The organism is Aeromonas sp. QDB20 (genome assembly GCF_027707805.1).
Lineage (GTDB): Bacteria > Pseudomonadota > Gammaproteobacteria > Enterobacterales > Aeromonadaceae > Aeromonas > Aeromonas dhakensis.
Genome location: NZ_JAPCJC010000024.1, coordinates 37,433 through 57,451 on the forward strand (window position 1 = coordinate 37,433; position 20,019 = coordinate 57,451).

Annotated in this window: 19 protein-coding genes; 6 read left to right on the plus strand and 13 right to left on the minus strand. The window is 61.3% G+C overall.

Going from position 1 to position 20,019, the window contains the following annotated elements:
- Window positions 1-204: 204 nt before the first annotated feature.
- From PG897_RS19500 to PG897_RS19515, 4 genes are all read right to left on the minus strand, one after another.
- The gene (locus tag PG897_RS19500) at window positions 205-996 is read right to left on the minus strand and encodes an XAC2610-related protein (protein ID WP_270829271.1); all 792 of its coding nucleotides are present in this window, start codon (window positions 994-996) and stop codon (window positions 205-207) included.
- 332 nt (window positions 997-1,328) lie between these two features.
- Window positions 1,329-1,805 carry a GNAT family N-acetyltransferase gene (locus tag PG897_RS19505; protein ID WP_126882225.1) on the minus strand — a complete coding sequence of 159 codons (477 nt, stop codon included), beginning with the start codon at window positions 1,803-1,805 and terminating at the stop codon, window positions 1,329-1,331.
- 54 nt (window positions 1,806-1,859) lie between these two features.
- Window positions 1,860-2,123, minus strand: a complete 264-nt coding sequence (locus PG897_RS19510; RefSeq protein ID WP_019839597.1) for a hypothetical protein — start codon at window positions 2,121-2,123, stop codon at window positions 1,860-1,862.
- A gap of 328 nt (window positions 2,124-2,451) precedes the next feature.
- Entirely contained in the window at window positions 2,452-3,489 is a 1,038-nt protein-coding gene (locus tag PG897_RS19515; protein WP_270829272.1) for a Mal regulon transcriptional regulator MalI, read from the minus strand.
- 273 nt (window positions 3,490-3,762) lie between these two features.
- On the opposite strand from PG897_RS19515, the gene malX reads away from it, so the two are divergent.
- Both malX and PG897_RS19525 read left to right on the plus strand, forming a co-directional pair.
- Window positions 3,763-5,334 (plus strand): maltose/glucose-specific PTS transporter subunit IIBC, encoded by a 1,572-nt coding sequence (gene malX, locus PG897_RS19520; RefSeq protein ID WP_270829273.1) that lies wholly within the window; start codon window positions 3,763-3,765, stop codon window positions 5,332-5,334.
- Window positions 5,335-5,409: 75 nt separating this feature from the next.
- Complete coding sequence (locus PG897_RS19525) at window positions 5,410-6,612, plus strand: MalY/PatB family protein (protein WP_270829274.1); 1,203 nt, start codon at window positions 5,410-5,412, stop codon at window positions 6,610-6,612.
- A gap of 62 nt (window positions 6,613-6,674) precedes the next feature.
- On the opposite strand, the gene PG897_RS19530 is transcribed toward PG897_RS19525, so the two are convergent.
- The 3 genes from PG897_RS19530 to PG897_RS19540 all read right to left on the minus strand — a co-directional run bounded on the left by PG897_RS19530 (window position 6,675) and on the right by PG897_RS19540 (window position 9,229).
- Entirely contained in the window at window positions 6,675-6,965 is a 291-nt protein-coding gene (locus PG897_RS19530) for a hypothetical protein (RefSeq protein ID WP_270829275.1), read from the minus strand.
- 40 nt (window positions 6,966-7,005) lie between these two features.
- Window positions 7,006-7,140, minus strand: a complete 135-nt coding sequence (locus tag PG897_RS19535) for a hypothetical protein (protein WP_257619527.1) — start codon at window positions 7,138-7,140, stop codon at window positions 7,006-7,008.
- A 199-nt stretch (window positions 7,141-7,339) separates the two neighbouring features.
- Entirely contained in the window at window positions 7,340-9,229 is a 1,890-nt protein-coding gene (locus PG897_RS19540; protein ID WP_270829277.1) for a PTS fructose transporter subunit EIIC, read from the minus strand.
- A 735-nt stretch (window positions 9,230-9,964) separates the two neighbouring features.
- Here PG897_RS19540 and PG897_RS19545 point away from each other — a divergent pair.
- Complete coding sequence (locus PG897_RS19545) at window positions 9,965-10,114, plus strand: hypothetical protein (RefSeq protein WP_005298930.1); 150 nt, start codon at window positions 9,965-9,967, stop codon at window positions 10,112-10,114.
- A 74-nt stretch (window positions 10,115-10,188) separates the two neighbouring features.
- On the opposite strand, the gene PG897_RS19550 is transcribed toward PG897_RS19545, so the two are convergent.
- Complete coding sequence (locus PG897_RS19550) at window positions 10,189-10,695, minus strand: hypothetical protein (protein ID WP_215269723.1); 507 nt, start codon at window positions 10,693-10,695, stop codon at window positions 10,189-10,191.
- Between the two features lie 235 nt (window positions 10,696-10,930).
- The gene (manA, locus tag PG897_RS19555; RefSeq protein WP_270829278.1) at window positions 10,931-12,130 is read right to left on the minus strand and encodes a mannose-6-phosphate isomerase, class I; all 1,200 of its coding nucleotides are present in this window, start codon (window positions 12,128-12,130) and stop codon (window positions 10,931-10,933) included.
- Between the two features lie 129 nt (window positions 12,131-12,259).
- On the opposite strand from manA, the gene PG897_RS19560 reads away from it, so the two are divergent.
- Window positions 12,260-13,135: a helix-turn-helix transcriptional regulator gene (locus PG897_RS19560; RefSeq protein ID WP_005298937.1), complete on the plus strand. Its 876-nt coding sequence runs from the start codon at window positions 12,260-12,262 to the stop codon at window positions 13,133-13,135.
- 202 nt (window positions 13,136-13,337) lie between these two features.
- A complete protein-coding gene (icd, locus tag PG897_RS19565) occupies window positions 13,338-14,591 on the plus strand; it encodes an NADP-dependent isocitrate dehydrogenase (RefSeq protein WP_017783803.1) in 1,254 nt (417 codons plus the stop codon).
- A 77-nt stretch (window positions 14,592-14,668) separates the two neighbouring features.
- On the opposite strand, the gene PG897_RS19570 is transcribed toward icd, so the two are convergent.
- From PG897_RS19570 to dsdA, 3 genes are all read right to left on the minus strand, one after another.
- A complete protein-coding gene (locus PG897_RS19570; protein WP_215269725.1) occupies window positions 14,669-16,123 on the minus strand; it encodes a SulP family inorganic anion transporter in 1,455 nt (484 codons plus the stop codon).
- A gap of 301 nt (window positions 16,124-16,424) precedes the next feature.
- Complete coding sequence (locus PG897_RS19575) at window positions 16,425-16,601, minus strand: hypothetical protein (RefSeq protein ID WP_005298942.1); 177 nt, start codon at window positions 16,599-16,601, stop codon at window positions 16,425-16,427.
- 334 nt (window positions 16,602-16,935) lie between these two features.
- The gene (gene dsdA, locus PG897_RS19580; RefSeq protein WP_215269726.1) at window positions 16,936-18,267 is read right to left on the minus strand and encodes a D-serine ammonia-lyase; all 1,332 of its coding nucleotides are present in this window, start codon (window positions 18,265-18,267) and stop codon (window positions 16,936-16,938) included.
- 298 nt (window positions 18,268-18,565) lie between these two features.
- Here dsdA and dsdC point away from each other — a divergent pair, with 298 nt between their 5' ends.
- On the plus strand, window positions 18,566-19,543 hold the full coding sequence (gene dsdC, locus PG897_RS19585; protein ID WP_270829280.1) for a DNA-binding transcriptional regulator DsdC: 978 nt from the start codon (window positions 18,566-18,568) through the stop codon (window positions 19,541-19,543).
- Here dsdC and PG897_RS19590 read toward each other — a convergent pair.
- Window positions 19,540-20,016, minus strand: coding sequence for an ROK family protein (locus PG897_RS19590; protein WP_247656404.1), 477 nt, complete (start codon window positions 20,014-20,016; stop codon window positions 19,540-19,542). The genes dsdC and PG897_RS19590 overlap by 4 nt on opposite strands.
- Window positions 20,017-20,019 lie beyond the last annotated feature (3 nt).

Sequence of the window (20,019 nt, forward strand, 5' to 3'; positions counted from 1 at the left end):
ACCACAACGGGCGAATGAAACCACAGGTATGGGCGTCGTAGGGTGCAATGAACGAAGTGAATTGCACCTCTTGTTTGGGTAGGCAGGGTGGAGGTAGGAGAGGGGATTGCAGGAAAGATAGAGGTGCAATGCGCTGCGCTTATTGCACCCTACCGAATTGATGACGCGAATGTCTAAGTACGCTTGGGTATTAAAAGTTCTAGGTTAACTTTTGGCTATTGCTTCTGGAAGATAGAGCCAGCGGACAAGAGGGCCTTTTCTGGAGGCAAACCGAATCTTAATCCAGTCATCTTTCTGCTCGATAATTTCTACTTTGTCATTATGAATAAGATAGGCTTTGGTCTTTGATATTTTTTCAGGTGATGAGTAGAGAAAGGCTTTCTCGGATGTGACTGACCAGAGAATTTTCTTGCCATCAAAATCAATCGCAATGGTGTCCAGTTTCTCTCCCTTCTGATTAAATGTATGCTCGTAAAGAGGGAAGGTATCAATCTCGGAGTTTTGGATCTGATACTCTGTTGTTTTATATAGCCAGAGTTCACCTTGGGCGTTATATCGGTAAGTGTCGTAATACCATACAGGGCCGGAGCGGCAAGAGCTAACCAAAGAAAGATCATCTAATCGAACTGCAAGGTTGTAGAGATCTTCGCAGGCAGATGTTGGTGCCTTTGAGTCTGCAATTTTTAGCTCTTTAAATGCAGTGTTTACATGGTCATATAATAATACATAAAAAATATTATTTACCATGCCAAGATAGTTGGTAATGGCAATGTCCTTATAACCATCAAAGTTGAAGTCCTGTATGATAATATCGGACTCCAAGTTATCATCAATACATTTAAGTTGCTGCTTTTCTTTTCCTGCCGTTATCAAGTAAAAGCATTCACCTTCCTTTTCAATGTCTATTTTTACTCCGTCAATTATAAATGTGGAGTCTGCTCTTGCAAAGATGGAGAAGCATAGTAATAAAGTTGCGATGATGATAAATAATTTCATGTTGATTTATTCTGCCACTTGAGTTTTTGTAAAGTGTTGCTTGCGTCGTTTATTTACTGTCTCGGAGCGTTTTAAATTGAATTGAATAAAGAGGCAAAACTCCACGCTACCGACCATGGATTGCAGACTCCAGCCTGCTGCGGTCATCCGGCGATGTGGTGGATGGCGAAACGGCTGCACAGATGTGTCTCTGCAAGAATGGTTTCCAAGTGGGCATCTTAACCAAGGTGATGGGAGGGCAAAACAGGAAGCTGAACAAAATCAGCCTCAGATCAAAAAATTACCTAATAAGGAAGGCGGTTGAGTGTCTGCCGCCCACCGGTAGCAAGAGGTTACTGGCCGCTATGGAGCGGGTTATTGGGTTTCAGCGCCAGCGATAGCCGCAGCATATCCTTGTGCTGGATGCCGTGCTCCATCAGGGGCTCCGGGTAGTGGATAAGGAAGTGATCCTTGATGACGGTATCGACGCGAAAGCCGTGGCGCTGGTAATAGGTGAGCTGGTGGCCGAAGCTGCCGGTACCGAGTTCGACGCGGCATACCCCTTTCCCGGCCAGGTTCGCCAGCACGAAGCGCAGCAGGCCGGAGCCGATGCCTTGCTGCTGTCGAGTGGGGGCAACGGCGATATTGAAGATCTCGGCCGTTTGCTCCCCCACCAGACCCGCCACACAGGCGCCCACTATCTCGTTGCCCGCCAGGGCGGCAAAGCCCCAGGCACCGGGCAGATAGGCGGCAATGCGCTGCTCTGCGGGATCTGCCTCCAGCAGCAGCGCCAGCGGCAGTTGACCGGGGGTCATTTCGACAAACATCATCTTTATTTCTCTTTTATCTCGCTCTGACCGTCCGGGGGCGCCGTCTTCTGGGCCTCAATACTCCAGAAACTTCTCGCCGCAGCGCTCGCAGATCAGGTGCTTTACATGGGTGGCCTGATAAGCGAGGGTCTGGCCGAATACCGCGTTGGTCAGGCTGCTGGAGCGAAAGGCTTGCCAGAAGGCTTTGCGCGGATCCTTGGGCATGATGTCCTGGCTGTGATCCCGTGGCACCAGCACCACGATATGGCGGGTGCGCTCCCGGCATTTGTCACAGCGATGGATTTCACTCGGCGGATTCTGGTCGTGCGGGTTGCTCATAAAGGGGCTCGTGAAGAGAGTGGGCGCCCATCTTATTCCTCTCCACTTGGCTCTCAATCTCTCCTTGCCAACGCAGTGAGCAGGCTCACATTTTTGCGCCCGCGCTTTTCTGCTTGACCACAACAGCCCCTTGCCTGGGCGTTGCAACTGTGTGCCTCAGGCCGATGCCCGTTTTTGCGGTTTGCTGGTGAGCGGCGACGATATGGCGGGTGGGGGCAAGCTCGGGCTTGCCCAGCCAACTCAAGCCGACGCCCGTTTCTGCGATTTGCTGATGAGCGGTGATGATATGGCAAATTCGGTCTGCTGCAGACGGACCTGCCTTGCCAACTCAAGCCGACGCCCGCTTCTGCAAGCTGGGGGTGATGATATGGCGAGTGGGGGCGAGCTCGGGTTGCTGCATCCGGGTCAGCAGGCGCAGGGCGGCCTGGCGGCCTATCTCTCGCGCCGGCGAGCTGACGAAGGTGAGGGCGGGGGAGGTGAGCTCGGCCTCCGCCACGTCGTCAAAGCCGAGCAGGGCCACCTGCTGGCCGATGTAGTTGTCCTTGCCCACGGTGCGGCCGCTCGCCTCGACGCCGTAGATGCCACCGAGGGCCACCTCGGGGTAGTGGCACAGAATGGCGGTCACCTTGGGGTGCTGGTGCAGCAGCTGGGCGATGGTGTCGGCGGCGCTGCGCTGGGTGCGTTCACACTCCAGTACCCACTCCGGTTTGAAGGGCAGGCCGTATTGCAGCAGGCTGGCGCAGTAGCCGCCGATGCGCTCGGCGCGGGTGAGGGAGTCGGCCCGCCCGCCGACGTAGGCGATGTGGCGGTGACCCTGTTCGATAAGGTAGGTGGTGGCCTGTTGGGCGGCGTGGGTGTTGTCAGGGCCGATAAAGTCCACGTCGTCCCGATAGTAGGAGCGGGCGGCGCACACCAGCGGCAGCGCCGAGTCGAGCAGGTGCTCCAGCGGCTTGGCGGCGGCGCCGCGCACCGGATTGAAGATGATGCCGGCCACCCCCTGGCGCGACAGGGACTGGATGCTCTGCTGCAACCGCTCTGGGCTGTGGCCGCACTGGGTCAGAAACAGCAGATAGCCCTGCTGCTCCAGCACCTCGCTCACCCCGGCGGTCACCTCGGTATAGAAGGGGTCGGTGATGTCGCGCAGGATCAGCCCCACCAGATTGGATTGCTGGCTGCGCAGGTTGGCGGCGGCGCTGTTGGGCACATAGTCGAGCGCCCTGATCGCCTGTTGTACCCGCTCGGCGGTGGCCGGCGAGATGCGCCCCTTGCCGTTGAGCACCATGGAAACGGTAGTGACCGACACCCCCGCCCACTGGGCGACGTCGGTGATCTTGGTGGCTTTGGCAGAGAGGGATTTGGGCGACATAGGGCGAACGGGCGACGGCGAGTTGAGAGCGAGGCCCCAGCATACCTGCTCATATGCCTGAGTGAAACGTTACATCACCATCGGGCCGATCCGGCTCACAGTTTTGCAAGCGCTTCCCTGACAGCACTTATATTCTGTGATCCTGTCGGCACTTGTAAGTTGATAAAACGTTTTATCATCCAGCAAAACCAGATACGGCTCGCCGTTGCCATCCGTCAGGGAGGCCACCGGGCTGGCGTATCGAATGACCCTCACCTCACAAGGATCTGACACATGGCCAAGTCCCCCGCCAAATCCACCATCTGGGAGTTCCTGCAGAGCCTCGGCAAGACCTTTATGTTGCCGGTCGCCCTGCTGGCCTTCTCAGGCATTCTGCTCGGTGTCGGCAGCTCGCTCACCAGCGATGCGGTCAAGCAGAGCATGCCCTTCCTCGACAATACCGTGCTGCAACTGCTGTTCCTCTGGATGACCAAGGTGGGGCTGGTGGCCTTTATCTACCTGCCGGTGATGTTCGCGGTGGCCATTCCGCTCGGGCTGGCGCGCGAAGAGAAGGGGGTGGCGGCCTTTGCCGGTTTCGTCGGCTATGCGGCGCTCAACCTCTCCATCAACTTCTACCTGACCGTGGCCAACGTCATCGGTGACGCAGCGGCGGAGAAGGCCTATGGGGTGAAAGCCATCCTCGGCATCAGCTCCATCGACACCGGCATTCTGGGGGCCATCATCGTCGGGGTGATCGTCGCGAGGCTCCACGCCCGCTTCTACACCTACAAGATGCCCGATGCGCTCGCCTTCTTCGGCGGCGCCCGCTTCGTGCCCATTGTCACCGCCATCGTGCTGGGGGTGGTTGGTCTGGTGGTGCCCCTGGTCTGGCCCTGGTTCGCCGCCGGCATCAACGGCATAGGGGCGCTCATCTCCCACGCCGGTCCCTTCGGCCCCTTCCTGTTCGGTACCGGCGAGCGTCTGCTGCTGCCGCTCGGTCTGCACCACATCCTGGTGGCGCTCATTCGCTTCACCGAGGCGGGTGGCTCCCAACTGGTGTGCGGCAACGAGGTGAGCGGCGCCCTCAACATCTTCTACGCCGAGCTCTCCTGCGCCGACACCACCCAGTTCTCGGTGTCGGCCACCTCCTTCCTCTCCCAGGGCAAGATGCCGGCCTTCCTCGGCGGCCTGCCGGGGGCGGCGCTCGCCATGTATCACTGCGCCCGCCCGGAAAATCGCGGCAAGATCAAGGCGCTGCTGGTCTCCGGCGTGGTGGCCTGCGTCATCGGCGGCATCACCGAGCCGCTGGAGTTCCTGTTCCTGTTCGTGGCGCCCGTGCTCTACGTCATTCACGCCATCCTGACCGGTCTGGGTTTTATGACCATGGGGCTGCTCGGCGTCACCATCGGCAACACCGACGGCAACCTCATCGATTTCCTGGTGTTCGGCGTGCTGCAGGGCACCGCCACCAAGTGGTATCTGGTGCCGGTCGCGGCCGCCATCTGGTTTGCCATCTACTACAGCGTGTTCCGCTTCGCCATCGTGCGCTTCAACCTGAAAACCCCCGGCCGGGAAATCGAGACCAGCGAGGCGGCTCAACCCGCAGGCAAGAAGGCAGGCAACAGCGGCTACAACGGTGAAATCATCCTCAATGCGCTGGGCGGCGCCGGCAACATTCTGGCGCTGGACAACTGCATCACCCGCCTGCGGATGTCGGTGCAGGACATGAGCCGGGTTGATGACAAGGTGTTGAAGGCGAACGGCGCCATCGGGGTGATCAAGCTCGACGAGCACAACCTGCAGGTGGTGATCGGGCCCCAGGTCCATCTGGTGAAAAACCAGCTGCAGAGCCTGATGGGGGCCTGAGTCGGCCCTCTGTTACCCTGCGTTGGGGGGCGCCATGCCCCCTTGTTCATTGCTGTTTTTGCTGGTGAGAAAGAGATGCCCACTACCGAATCCTTTGATTTTGACCGCCTGGTCGATCGCCACGGCACCTACTGCACCCAGTGGGACTATGTGGCCGACCGTTTTGGCCACGCCGACCTGCTCCCCTTTACCATCTCCGACATGGACTTCGAGACTGCCCCCTGCATTCGTCAGGCCCTGGCCAGGCGCCTCGAACACGGGGTCTTTGGCTACAGTCGCTGGAATCACGACGACTTCAAGGGGGCGGTGAGCGACTGGTTTGCGCACCGCTACGGCTCTCGCCTCGACCCCGAGAGCCTGGTCTACGGCCCCTCGGTCATCTATGTGATCGCCCAGCTGGTGAGCCTCTGGTCAGCGCCGGGGGAGGGGGTGCTGGTGCATACCCCCGCCTACGACGCCTTCGGCAATATGCTGGCCGCCAACGACAGGGTGCTGCTGCCTTGCCCGATTAAAAAAGCAGAGGGGAGTTACCAGATCGACTGGGCCTGCTTCGAGCGTCAGGTGGCCCGCCCCGATTGCCGGATTTTGCTGCTGTGCAGCCCCCACAACCCCACCGGCCGGGTCTGGACGCGGGATGAACTGGGCCGGATGGCCGACATCTGCCAGCGTCACGAGGTCAAGGTCATCTCGGACGACATCCATATGGATATGAGCTTTGCCCCTTACTTGCCGTGGAGCGAGGTGGCGCCGGATGACAACTGGGCACTGGTGAGTTCGGGTTCGAAATCCTTCAATATTCCGGCCCTTGGTAGTGCCTACGCCTTTATCGCCAACGCCGAGGCGCGGGCCGCCTATCTGCAGCGGCTCAAGGCGGCCCATGGCCTCTCATCGCCGCCCATTCTCGGGGTGCTGGCCCATATCAGCGCCTATCGAGACGGCGCTGCTTGGCTCGATGCCCTGAAAGCCTATCTGCACGGCAACCTCGTCCAGGTGGCGGCGCGGCTCAACGCAGCCTTCCCCGCCATCGACTATCGGGTGCCCGAGGGGACCTATCTCGCCTGGATTGACCTGCGCGGCCTCGGCATCGACTCCACCGAGCGGATGGATGCGCTGCAACGCTTGCTGGTGGAGAAATACCGGGTCGCCATCATGCGCGGCGACACCTATGGCCCCGAAGGCAACGGCTATCTTCGCCTCAACGTCGGCTGTCCTCGCTCGAAAGTAGATAAAGGACTCGACGCCCTGAGCAGCGCACTCACCGAACTATTGAGAGATTAATGGAAGGGAGACACCATCAGCGGGCCGCCTCAAGGGCGGCTCGTTGCATTTGGGGAGGCCATTTAGCGTGGCTCTTCGGTGCGAAACAACACCTTGCCGCAGGCGAGGCAGGTATGGCGAAAGTGGTGATCAAACCAGCCGGTCTGGGGGTGACCGAGCACCTTGTCCGAGCCGCAGCCACAGCAGCGGGCGCTGAGCGTATCCCCGCTGGCACACTCGGGATGGGCGCTCAGGTACTCGGCGCGAGTGGGCAGGCGCAGCCAGTCGGGGTGGGCGTGGCGCCTGTCCCAGAAACGCATGGCATAGAGGCTGGCCGCAAGGGCAAGCAGGCTGAACAGCCATAAGAGGTCCATGATGTGACTCCTTGGTGAAAAACGCGATAAGGGGCCTGAATCAGAGAATGACACGGCTGCGAAACAGCACCTTGCCGCAGGCACAGCAGCTGGCGTTTTCACTATCGTCGGTGGCGCATTCGGGATGGCGGGCGAGGCACTCGGGCAGGGTGAGCCGTACGTCCGTCAGATCCATCTGTGCAAGGCTCCGTCCATATGTGGTCGCCAGGCCGGCTGGCAGGCGAAGGCACGATATGGCTCCTATCTTATCGATCCTGTGGGTGAGGTCGCCATCCCCGTTCGGGCGGCTGACGAGGGGGTTTGCTGCTGCCTGATGCCGGGATAACAGAAGGGGTCCTTGGCCCCTTCAGTCATATATCTCTCAACTGCCGTTGTCAGGCCACTTGGCGCCCCGGCCGGGTGCGGGCCAGCAGCCCCTCCGGGTTGTGGATGGCCTCCCGGGTCTTGACGTCGATGACCTCGATATTAGCGAAGCGCTCCTTGTTCTTGATGGCCACGTCGTGGGCCAGGATGACGCAGCGGGCGTTGGCCACGTCTTTGGGCGTAATGCGGTTGATGATGCCGTTGGCGCCCTGGGTTTCCACTTTCAGCTTGATGCCGGCCTTGGCGGCTGCCTTTTGCAGACTCTTGGCGGCCAGGAAGGTGTGGGCCACGCCGGAGGGGCAGGCGGTGATGGCCAGCACCTCGGCTTCCCCTTCCGCCTCGATGATCTGGTACTCCTGCTGGCGCTCGTTGCTCTCTTCGGTGTCGCTGACCGGCTTTTTCAGCAGGTTGACGATAAGGGCCGTGGTGAGGGCGCCGAGCAGGGTGCCCAGGATATAGCCCATCTTGCCCTCCACCACCGGCAGCACGATCCAGCCGCCCCAGGGGGCGTGGTTGATGCTGTGCATCATGAAGCCGGTGATGTTGCCGACGATGCCGCCTGCGACGATGGCCGGGATGACCCGCACCGGATCGGCGGCGGCAAACGGAATGGCCCCCTCGCTGATGCCGATCATGCCCATGATGGCGGCCGCCTTGCCCGCTTCACGCTCCTCTTTCTTGTAGCGCTTGGGGGAGAGCAGGGTGGCCAGCGCCATGCCGAGCGGCGGCACGCAGATGGCGATGCCAACCCCTCCCATCAGCCAGGGTTGGGTGTTGACCTGGGTCTGGGCGAACAGGGTGGCCACCTTGTTGATGGGGCCGCCCATGTCAAAGGCGGTCATGCCACCGAGGATGGCCCCCAGCATCACCTTGCCCGAGCCCGCCATGCCGGAGAGCCAGTGGTTCATCCCCTCCATCATGGCGGCGATGGGGGCGCCGATGACCCACATCACGATGCCGCACACCAGGAAGGTGCCGATGAGCGGATAGATGAAGATGGAGCCGAGCGAACTCATGGAGTCCGGCAGCTTGATGCGTTTGAGCTGGTTGACGATGAGGCCGGCGATAAAGCCCACCAGGATGGCGCCGAGAAAACCGGTGTGAAACTGCTGCACGGCAATCCAGGAGCCGATCATGCCTGGCGCCAGGCCCGGTTTGTCCGCCATGGAGTAGGCGATGTAGCCGCCCAGCACGGCGGTAAACAGGGTGAGCCCGGCAATCCCCATGTCGGCCATGTCCTTGAGCACGCCCGCCTCGGGCACGGCGCCCTTGCCGCTGATCATCACCGACAGCGACAGCAGCACGCCCCCCGCGACTATGAAGGGGATCATGTGAGAGGTGCCAAACAGCAAATGCTGCTTGAGGGTGTTGAGCTGGGCCTTGATGCCGCGCTCCTGCGGCTCTGTCGGCTGGGCAGGTTGCGCTTGGGCGGGGGCGGCAGGGGCTGCGGACGGCCCTGGTGCGGCCAGCAAGGCGAGTACCTCGGGGCGGCTGGTGGCCGCCTGCATGCTGGCGATGAAACCGGGTTCCAGCAGCTTGGTGGAGAGTTCGGCCAGCACCTCGATATGGTGGTTGGCGCCGCCCGCCGGGGAGGCAATCATGAAGAACAGCTTGGAGGGTTCGCCATCTTCGGCGCCGTAGTCGATGCCCTGGCGGCTGATGCCGACCACGATGGCGGGCTCTCGCACCGCCTCGCTCTTGGCGTGGGGCAGGGCCACCCCCTGTTCGAAGCCGGTGTTGTCGAGCGCCTCTCGCGCCCAGAGGTCGCGCACAAACTGATCCTGACTGGCTATCTTGCCGCTGGCCTTGAGCCTCTCGGCCAGCTCGACAAACAGCGCCTGCTTGTCGCGGGCCGCAAGATCGAGGCAGATCAATCCTTCATCTATCAGGGTGGTGAGCATGGTTCTCTCCTGGCTGGTGCCGTCCGAATGGAACTGGTCCTGTTGAAAACGGTGGTGTAACTGGTTGACCTGCTTATTGTTTCTCCCAAGTGCCTCGGCCGAAATCGGACATATGTGCCCTTTACTGGATTTTTGTGTTGATGGCGCCTGCCTGTGACCCTGCTCGCATTTTGTTCGGTTGGTAAAGGTCGCTGTGGATTAACGAAAAAATCTTTAAAAACAGATGATTATTCTTAGTTTGAGAGAGGTTGATCACCAGCTGGCGGTTGGAGGGCCTGCTCTTTGTGGGCTGAAGGATGGAGATTTGTGTGCTCGAGTGAGCGGAGAAATTGTGAGCCGGTCGGCAAAAGCGGCTGCCTGGCCTAGAGCGGCGCTCATGATGGCGGGGTTGCAAGGGACGCAAACACGGGGTGTGAAAAATCAGTGCATAATCGGCGGCTTGAAAAGGGCGTGTGCACTCGCCACGAACGTACTTTAAATTGCTGATAATTAATAATTTATATCTCATGTACAGGAGCGAGAAGAGGGCCAGCTGACTGCCTTTAGATGGTTTTACGAGAGACGTTTAATCATTTTTTAGATTGCTTTGTGCATATCCAATCGTTTATTTAGTTGGACAGTTTTGGCAAACCGGAAGTCAAACTTGATGAACCGACAGGCCAACGCCCTTGATGCGGAGTGTGCCGTCAACCCGTTTTACTTGTCATGTTCACCCAGATGTAAGGAGACATCCTGATGGAAAATTTGGCCCAAAATATCGACACCATGCGCGAAGAGTTCAAGCAACAGGAGCGCAAACAGGCCCACGACAAATGGCAGGCCAGGGTCGAAGAGCTGCAGCAGATCCGTGCTGAAGAGCCTCAGTCGGAGGCGGTAGAGGAGTGACCTCGCCATGGGCCTGGCGCTGATGCGTGTGGCCCGGCTGAATGCAAAACCCCCGCCTGTATGGCGGGGGTTTTTTATTGCAGCTCGATGGCGTTGTGGTTCTGCCACTGGCGCAGGCGCTGTTTGAGGGAGCCATCGCCAGGGGGGATGAAGTCATCCATCAGATAGCAGCGGTTGTCACCGCTCTTTTGAAAGTGGAGGCTGACGGTCTGCGGCTCTTTCTGGGTGTCGGAGAGGGCGAACAGATAGTGCATCCTGACCGTTACCCCTTGCTCTTGCTCCTTGGCCAGGGTGAAGCTGACGGGCTCGCTCACCTCGCCATCCTGGGCGTTGATCCAGGGGTCTGCATCGATGGCACACACCTCGCCGTCGGCGTTGCACTCTGCCTCGCTGCTCAGCACGGCAAAGAAGTCGGGGGTGAGCAGCGCCTTGAGCGGCGCCGGATCGGCGTAATAGAAATCCTTGTGCTCGCTCCAGAAGGACTTGGCCAGCCTGAGCGCCACCCCCTTGTCGCAGGCGGCGTGCACCGGGCCGCCCAGCAGCGCCAGCAGTAAAACGGATAGTCCACAGTAGCCTTTCATGATGTTCTTCCTGAACTGGGGCCGGCTGGCAGTGCTGCTCCGGCGGGTATCAAGGCGTGTGATAGCCAGACGGGCATGATAGCCAACCCGGCAGAGGGCGACAGCAGGATCTGATGATTTTATGCCGCACATCAAGAAATTAGTCGGCAAAGGCGGAAGTGGACAGTGGCGGTCACTGCCAACAACAAGGGCCATCCTGGATGGCCCTTGTTGTCATGGGTCGATTTGAACCGGCTTAGCAGCGGTTGCCGGCGCGGGCGACCCGGCCCTCGGCCAGCAGCTGGTAGCGGCCGGTGGCGGCCGGGATGAAGGCGGACTGACCCTTCTCGAGGCGCAGAGTGTCGTCACCGCGCTTGAGGATGACGGCCTCGTCGATGGCAAACAGGATCTCGGCGCTGGCAGTGGTGAGCTGGTGCTCGCCCGCCGGGTAGACGCTGAAGGTGAAGTCCGGCACCGGCACCTCGAAGTGCTGCACCGCCCCGTCCAGGCGGGGGGCAAGCAGGATCTGGTCGTCCGGCTTGGGCAGGCAGCGGGTGCAGGCCAACAGCTCGGCCACGTCTATGTACTTGGGAGTGAGCCCGGCGCGCAGCACGTTGTCGGAGTTGGCCATGATCTCGAGGCCAGTGCCGCGTACATAGGCGTGCGGGGTGCAGGCGTCCAGATACATTGCCTGACCGGGCTGCAGGGTCACTACGTTGAGCAGCAGCGGCGAGAAGAGGCCCACATCCCCCGGATACTGGGCGGCCAGGCTGGTGATCAGCGCAAAGGTCTCTTCATCCTGATGTTTGGCGGCAAAGGCCAGCAGGCCCGCCAGAGCCTCCTCCTTGCGCGCCCCTTCCAGCACCAGCAGCTGGTGGAAGAAGTGCTGCAGACCCGCTTCGTTCTGGCTGGCGGCGAGGGCGGCAACCAGCTCGGCAAGGGCGGGCAGCTTGACCCGCTCGAACAGCGCCAGGATGGTCGGGATGGCGCGAAAGCCGTTCATCGCCTGATAGGGGGTGAGGGCAAACACCAGCTCGGGCTTGTGGTTGGGGTCCTTGTAGTTGCGATTGGCGGCTTTGGGCGAGATGCCGGCGGCCTCTTCCTTGGCAAAGCCGGCTTCGGCCTGCGCCTTGCTCGGGTGCACCTGAATGGAGAGGGCCTTCTCGGCGCACAGCACCTTGAATAGGAACGGCAGGCTGCCAAAACGGGTCTGGGTGGCTTCACCCAGTACGGCGGCGGGGGCGCGCTCTATCAGGGTCGAGAGCTTTTGCGTCTGCCCGGCCAGCACTACCTCGGAGCAGCCATTGGGGTGGGCACCCATCCACAGCTCGGCCTGGGGCTTGCCCGCCGGATTGGGGATGCCGAACAGGGTGGTGAGGGCGTCATGGCTGCCCCAGTCGTAGCCTTGAATCGGATTTTGCATTGACAAAAAAGAGGGCAGATCGCGACTGCTCATAAGGGATGCCTCATTTGGTGTGCAGAAAATCGGGTGCAGAAAAGGGTGGCATTGCTGCCGAGGACCGGACTATAACATGGGCGGTCGCGGGCACCGCAACCGCTTGCCTCTCTCTTGATCAGGATCAGCATGTCTCTTGTCTTCAGCCAGTTGCTCGATGGCGCCCTCCACGAGCAGGCCCCCTTCGACCAGATCTGGTTTGCCCAGGATCAGGGGGTGCCGCCCGGTTTCAGCTATCAGGTCAACTTTCCTCGCCTCGAGCTGGTGTTCAGTGGCGAGTACCGCAACCAGATCTGGGACAGGGAGCAGGGCTGCCAGGAGATCTGCATCGCCCCGGGGCAGGCGCTCTATATCCCCCCCAACGGCTGGAACAAGCCGCTCTGGACCACCGACTGCTCGGTGCTGAGCCTGCTGTTCGGCAAGCGTCAGCTGGGTTTCAGTCTGGTGAGCAAGCGGCGGGAAGACCCCGATTTCTTTGACGTGCAAAAGCACAGCATCATGGCCAGGGCCGGCCATGTGAACGAACACATACTGGCGGCACTGAACGTGCTGACCGAGGATCCCGCGCGCTCCCCCACCGACAATCATCTGCTGCAGGCGCTGCTCACCAGCGTGCGCCAGCTGCTGGCCGAGTCCACCTTCGAGCGGCCGCGGGGGGCAGAGCTGTTTCACGGGATCTGCATCTATATCCAGGAGAACTTTCACCGCCCCATCAGCCGGGATTCGATCGCCCATCGCTTCAACGTCTCGGCCAGCCACCTGTCGCACCTGTTTCGCGAGCAGGGGCACATGCGCCTGGCCGATTACATCAGCTGGGTACGCATCGATCGGGCCAAGTTCATGCTCAAGAAATACCGCTTTCGCCTCGAAGAGGTGGCCAGCCGCTGTGGTTACAGCGATGTGAACTATTTTTGCCGGGTGTTCAAGCAAAAGACCGGCTTGACCCCCTCCCAGTACCGGGCGCTCAGCCAGCCGCAGGGGCAGGCCGAGGGGCTGGCGGGATAAGCAGGGATGCCGCCGGAGCCTGCCCAGCTCAGGCGCCGGCGGGGCTGCTTCGGATCCGCAGCAGGCTGAAGGGACGCATTGTGATCCAGTGCGCGACTATGGTCTGACATGCGTGCTCGCCATTTGATTCTGCCAATGGATGGGCTTAAGATGGCCGCGCGCAACTTACAGATTGATAACAAACGGAAGTTAGGAGATGCCGATGGAAAGCAAAGTAGTTATCCCGACCCAGGGCCAGAAAATCACAGTCGATGCCAACGGCAAGCTGCAGGTTCCCAACCATCCGATCATTCCGTTTATCGAAGGGGATGGCATCGGCGTGGACGTGACCCCGGCCATGTTGAATGTGGTGAATGCCGCGGTCGAGAAAGCCTACAAAGGCGAGCGCAAGATCGCCTGGATGGAGATCTACACCGGCGAGAAATCGACTCATGTCTATGGCGAAGGTGCCTGGCTGCCGGCCGAAACCCTGGATTTCATTCGTGAATACTGCGTGGCCATCAAGGGCCCGCTGACCACCCCGGTCGGTGGCGGTATTCGCTCCCTCAACGTGGCCCTGCGTCAGGAGCTGGATCTCTACATCTGCCTGCGCCCGGTTCGTTACTACGAGGGCACCCCGAGCCCGGTCAAGCGCCCGGATCTGACCGACATGGTGATCTTCCGCGAGAACGCCGAAGACATCTACGCCGGCATCGAGTGGAAAGCCGACAGCGACGAAGCCAAGAAGGTGATTTCCTTCCTGCAAAACGAGATGGGCGTGAAGAAAATTCGCTTCCCCGAGACCTGCGGCATCGGCATCAAGCCCATGTCCAAGGCCGGTACCGAGCGTCTGGTCCGTGCCGCCATCGAGTATGCCATCGACAACGATCGCGACTCCGTGACCCTGGTGCACAAGGGCAACATCATGAAGTTCACCGAAGGTGCCTTCAAGGATTGGGGCTACGCCCTGGCCCAGAAAGAGTACGATGCCCAGCTCATCGACGGCGGCCCCTGGTGCTCCTTCAAGAACCCGAAAACCGGCAAGACCATCGTCGTCAAGGACGTCATCGCCGACGCCTTCCTGCAACAGATCCTGCTGCGCCCGGCCGAGTATGACGTCATCGCCTGCATGAACTTGAACGGTGACTACATCTCCGACGCGCTGGCGGCCCAGGTGGGCGGCATCGGCATCGCACCGGGTGCCAACATCGGTGACGGCGTGGCCCTGTTCGAAGCGACCCACGGCACCGCGCCGAAGTACGCCGGTCAGGACAAGGTCAACCCGGGCTCCCTCATCCTCTCCGCCGAGATGATGCTGCGCCACATGGGCTGGACCGAGGCAGCTGACCTCATCATCAAGGGGATGGAAGCGGCGATCCGCAACAAGACCGTCACCTATGACTTCGAGCGTCTGATGGAAGGGGCCACCCTGCGCTCCTGTTCCCAGTTCGCCCAGGACATGGTCGACCAGATGTAAGTCTGTGAAGATGCAAAAGGCCAGCCCCAGGGGGCTGGCCTTTTTTATGGGCGTGTGGCACTCGAAGCGGTGTTCGGTCAGGTCGCCGGGGCGAAGCGGCCGAGCAGGGCGGCACTGGCGTCGCTCACCCCCGTCAGCTGCACCTCGGTGCCGGCAGCCTCGAAGCGGCGGCGCACCGTGGTCAGGGCCTCGGCGGCGCTGAGATCCCAGAAGTGGGCGTCACTTAAGTCGATCACCACCCGCTCGAGGGATTCGCCGGTGTCAAAGCCGGCACAGAACTGCTCTGTGCTGGCGAAGAAGACCTGGCCGTGCACCCGGTAGGTGCGGGTGGCGCCGTGGCGCTCGCTGTCGCTGTGCACCAGCAGGGTACGCGCCACCTTGTGGGCGAAGAAGAGGCAGGCCAGCAGCACCCCGGTCAGCACCCCGAGGGCCAGGTTGTGGGTCACCACCACCACGGCCACCGTGCTCAGCATCACCAGGTTGGTGGCCAGCGGTGTCTTGTGCATGCGCAGCACTGAACCCCAGGAGAAGGTGCCGATGGATACCATGATCATCACCGCCACCAGGGCCGCCATGGGGATCTGGCGGATCCACTCGTCCAGGAACACCACCATGATGATGAGCAGGGCCCCCGCCACCAGGGTGGAGAGACGGCCGCGGCCACCGGATTTCACGTTGATGACCGACTGGCCGATCATGGCGCAACCCGCCATGCCGCCCATCAGGCCGGCGGCGATGTTGGCCAGCCCCTGGCCCTTGCACTCGCGGTGGCGATCGCTGCGAGTGCCGGTCATCTCGTCGACGATGGCTGCGGTCATCAGGGATTCGAGCAGCCCCACCACGGCCAGGGCGGCGGAGTAGGGGAAGATGATGGCCAGGGTCTCGAGATTGAGGGGCACCTCGGGCCACATGAAGACCGGCAGGGTATCCGGCAGGGCACCCATGTCGCCGACCGTGCGTACCTCGAGGCCGAGGCCGACGCTCACCGCGGTGAGCAGCACGATGCACAGCAGCGGCGAGGGGAGCAGGCTGCCGATGCGCGGCAGGCGCGGGAACAGATAGATGATGCCAAGCCCGGCTGCGGTCATGGCGTAGACCTGCCAGCTGACGTTGGTCAGCTCCGGCAACTGGGCCATGAAGATGAGGATGGCCAGGGCGTTGACAAAGCCGGTCACCACCGAGCGCGAGACGAAGCGCATCAGGGCGCCGAGGCGCAGGTAGCCGGCCAGGATCTGCAGCAGGCCGGTGAGCAGGGTGGCGGCCATCAGGTATTGCAGGCCGTGCTCGCGCACCAGGGTCACCATCAGCAGGGCCATGGCGCCGGTGGCGGCGGAGATCATGGCTGGGCGGCCGCCGGTGAAGGCGATGATGACGGCGATGCAGAAGGAGGCGTAGAGCCCCACCTTGGGATCGACGCCGGCGATGATGGAGAAGGCGATGGCCTCCGGGATCAGGGCCAGGGCCACGACCGTGCCTGACAGCAGATCCCCCCTGACGTTGCCAAACCACTCTTGTCTGATGCGCTCACGCATGGATTGTTCTCGCTCGTTGCTGGCGCCCTGGGCGCGCGTTGTCGTTATGGGCGCGGTGGCCGCGCGGCGCGCGACTCTAACAAAGGGGAGGGGTAGGGGCAAGGCGCGAACGGGCCGATGTGACGCCAAATTGCACATGGCAGGCGGCCCTGCTCGGTAACCTGTTGAAACGATGCGGGCAACGATATGAAGCAGGCAGATCTGCGTTGTCATGGTGAGAGCACAAAGGAGGCGAGGGGAGGAAGGGGCTGGATAAAAGAGAGCCTTGCAGTTTGGGGCTGCAAGGCAAGGATTCGGATGATTAGGTGGTTCGTTCCAGATGGTGCTGATAGATCTGCTGCCATTTGTCCTGCTCGGCCTCGTCCCCCTGGGTCTGCCAGAACTCGCAGATGGAGCTGGCGAGTTCGGATGCCATGGCGTGGTCCCCATCGCGGCGACTCATCAGATATTGTCCCAGCCAGCTTTGATATTGTTTCATTGCCCGATCTCCTTATCTCGTGTGTCTTGCTGACCGCCGCCAGGCTTTGTGCCGGACGGGGCCATCAGGCCACGGTTTTTCTGCATGCCCGTGATGGTTGTGATCGGCGGATTAGGTCGCGATCTCGCCCGAACAGGGCGCCAACGTGGGTGCAGATGTCAAAAAACGGTCACTATCGTATCACAAAATAACCAGCTTGGGGGGATTGTCAGCAATTCAGGGTGTCCAGCTGTCTGGCCGTCTGATGTGTGGGATGGTGAGCAGAGGCGCCATCTTGCTGATCCCACACGAGAAAAACCCGCCAGTCTGGCGGGTTTTATGGCTGAAAAAAAGATCAGAGGCGGGCGCAGGCCAGGTACTTTTCCATCTCCTCGGCGGGCACCATGCCGCCGCCGGTGGCCCACACCAGGTGGGTGGCGCTGGCCATCTTGGCGGCATCCAGCCCCTGACCAGTTTGCCACTCAAGGTCGGCCGCGACGCGCCACGGGCCTGCCATGCCGGCCAACGCAGAAGGCTCGAGCCTGATCTGCTCTTCGCGGGCCAAGAGTCCCAGCAGGTCGTACATCTCCTGATCGCTCAGGGTGTAGAAACCTGCCAGCAGTCGCTCCATGGCGCGGCCGACAAAGCCGGAAGCGCGCCCCACCGCGAGGCCGTCGGCCGCGGTGAGGTTGTCGATACCAAGGTCCTGCACCGAAATGGCATCGTGCAAGCCGGTGTGCACCCCGAGCAGCATGCAGGGGGAGTGGGTCGGTTCGGCAAACAGGCAGTGAACGTTGTCCCCAAACGCGAGCTTGAGGCCAAAGGCCACCCCGCCGGGGCCGCCGCCGACACCGCAAGGCAGGTAGACAAACAGCGGATGGTCGGCATCCACCTTGATGCCCATCCCGTCGAACTGCTTTTTCACCCGCTCACCGGCCACCGCATAGCCGAGGAATAGGGTGCGGGAGTTCTCGTCGTCGATGAAGAAACAGTTGGGGTCGCGTTCGGCCTCCTTGCGGCCCTGTTCCACTGCCACCCCGTAATCCTCGGCGTATTCCACCACGATGGCGCCATGTTCGCGTAACTTGCGCTTCTTCCACTCCCGTGCATCGGCGGACATATGGACGGTGACACGAAAGCCGAGGCGGGCGCTCATAATGCCGATGGACATGCCGAGGTTGCCGGTGGAGCCCACCGCGATGCTGTACTGACTGAAGAAGTGGCGGAACTCGTCCGTGAACAGCTTGCGATAGTCGTCCTCTTCGCAGAGCAGGCCGGCCTTGATGGCCAGCTGCTCGGCATGGGCCAGCACCTCGTAGATACCGCCGCGCGCCTTGATGGAGCCGGAGATGGGCAGATGGCTGTCTTTTTTGAGCAGCAGCCGGCCGCTCACCTCGACCCCGTAACGGGTATTCAGTGTGCGCTGCATGGCCGGGATGGCGACGATGTCGGACTCCAGAATGCCCTTGCTGGCGCGGGTCTCGGGGAAGGCTTCACACAGGTAGGGGGCGAAGCGGGCCAGGCGGGCGGAGGCATCCGCCACGTTGTGGCCATCCAGCCCCACATAGGGCAGACCTTCCACCAGGGGGGTGGCCTTGGGGTTGAACCAGCTGACCGGTTCCAGCGCGATCAGGGATTGCAGCAGCGGAAACTGCTGGGTGAGTTGTGATACGTCGATGTGCTTCATGGTCTGCTTGGTCTCGTCATGGAATACGGTCGCGCCGGCCAGTCACGGCCGATGCCGTATCAAGGCTGCGATAGCCGCGGCGCGCCCTAGCATGGGAATAAGGTTGGCGTTATTCAATGCCAACGAGGTGGCCGTGACAAATGATGAAATGAGCGTCTTGGATGAGCTGGATTGATGCAAGAGCGCCGCATTCATCACAATGTTGGCCTGAGAGTGATATTGGGTGGCGTGAACTGATGCAAGAGGCGCTTTTTCGGTATCATCGGTGCACGTGTTGAAGGGGGGCAATGGGAGCGTCATGTACCAGCAGGATCACCAGGTGGCGAGAAGCCGCATCGCGAGCAACAAGCTGCTCAACGGCTATCAACTGGCCAGGCTGCACACCTTCGAGGCGGCAGCCAGACACGGCTCTTTTGCGCTGGCGGCCGACGAGCTGGCGCTCAGCCCGAGTGCGGTGAGCCACAGGATCAGCGCGCTGGAGGAGGAGCTTGGCTTCAAGCTGTTCCAGCGTTTTCACCGCAAGGTGGCGTTGACGGCGGACGGGCAGCGGGTGTTCTGGGCGCTCACCTCATCGCTGGAGTTTATCAATCAGGAGATCCTGGAGATCCGCCATCAGGAGCTGTCGGGCCCCCTGACCGTCTTCTCACGACCCTCCATCGCCCAGTGCTGGCTGGTGCCACGGCTGGCGGATTTCGCCCGTCTGCATCCCCAGATCGAGCTCAACGTCATGACCGGCAACGAGAACATCAACCTGCATGGTTACGGCATCGATCTCGCCCCCTGCTTCGATGACAAGGCGCCTGCGCGGCTCGCCATCCACCCGTTGATGGACGAGTACATGGTGCCGGTGTGCAGCCCCGAGTACGCCGAACAGCAAGGCCTGCTCGTCAACCCGGCCAACCTGGCACACTGCCGCCTGCTCCATGACCGGCAAGCCTGGAGCCAGGATTCCAACGATGACGAGTGGTCCAGCTGGGCCGAGCAGTCCGGCGTGTCGCTTTCGGCATGCAGGGCCAGCATGGGGTTTGATCGCTCCGATCTCGCCATCATCGCCGCCATGAACCACGCCGGGGTGGCCATGGGACGGCAGAACCTGGTGAGCCAGCGGCTGGCACGGCGCGAGCTGGTGGCCCCCTTCCCGGACATGGCGGTGCGCTGCGCCCAGCGCTACTACATCGCCACCCTGCCCAATTGCCAGAACCCCAAGGCGCAAGCCTTCATCGACTGGGCCTGCCAGCAGGCGGGGTTTGAGTCAGCTCTTGCGCAAACTGGCTAGCGAGGCGGTGCTAGGGCACTTTCCACATAGAGATAGCCAATCCCCATCACCTGCTGGGCACGGCTGAGCTGGCCGAAACGGATGTGGGTGGCGTTGACGGCATCGCTGCAGTCGAACGGGTTGGCGCCGGTCTGGTGGATGATGGTCTGCAGCCACTCTTCGCCAAAACCGCAGCTGCGGCCATAGAGCCAGATGCGGTTGATGTTGAGGATGTTGAGGAAGTTGTAGAGGCTCAGGCCAATGGCGCGGGCTCCTTCGTCCACCATGGCGCGGATCATGAGATCCCCCTGTTGGTAGCGTGCCAGCAACTGGGCGGTGCCGACGCGCCCTTCCGCCAGCGCTGCGGGATCCGCGCCCTGCTGCTTGAAAAAGACCCGGGCCCGCTTCTTGATGGCCGAGAGGGAGGCGACCGTCTCCAGGCAGCCGTCGCGGCCGCAATTTATGCCATGCTGGCAGTACCTTGCGATCTGCAAAAT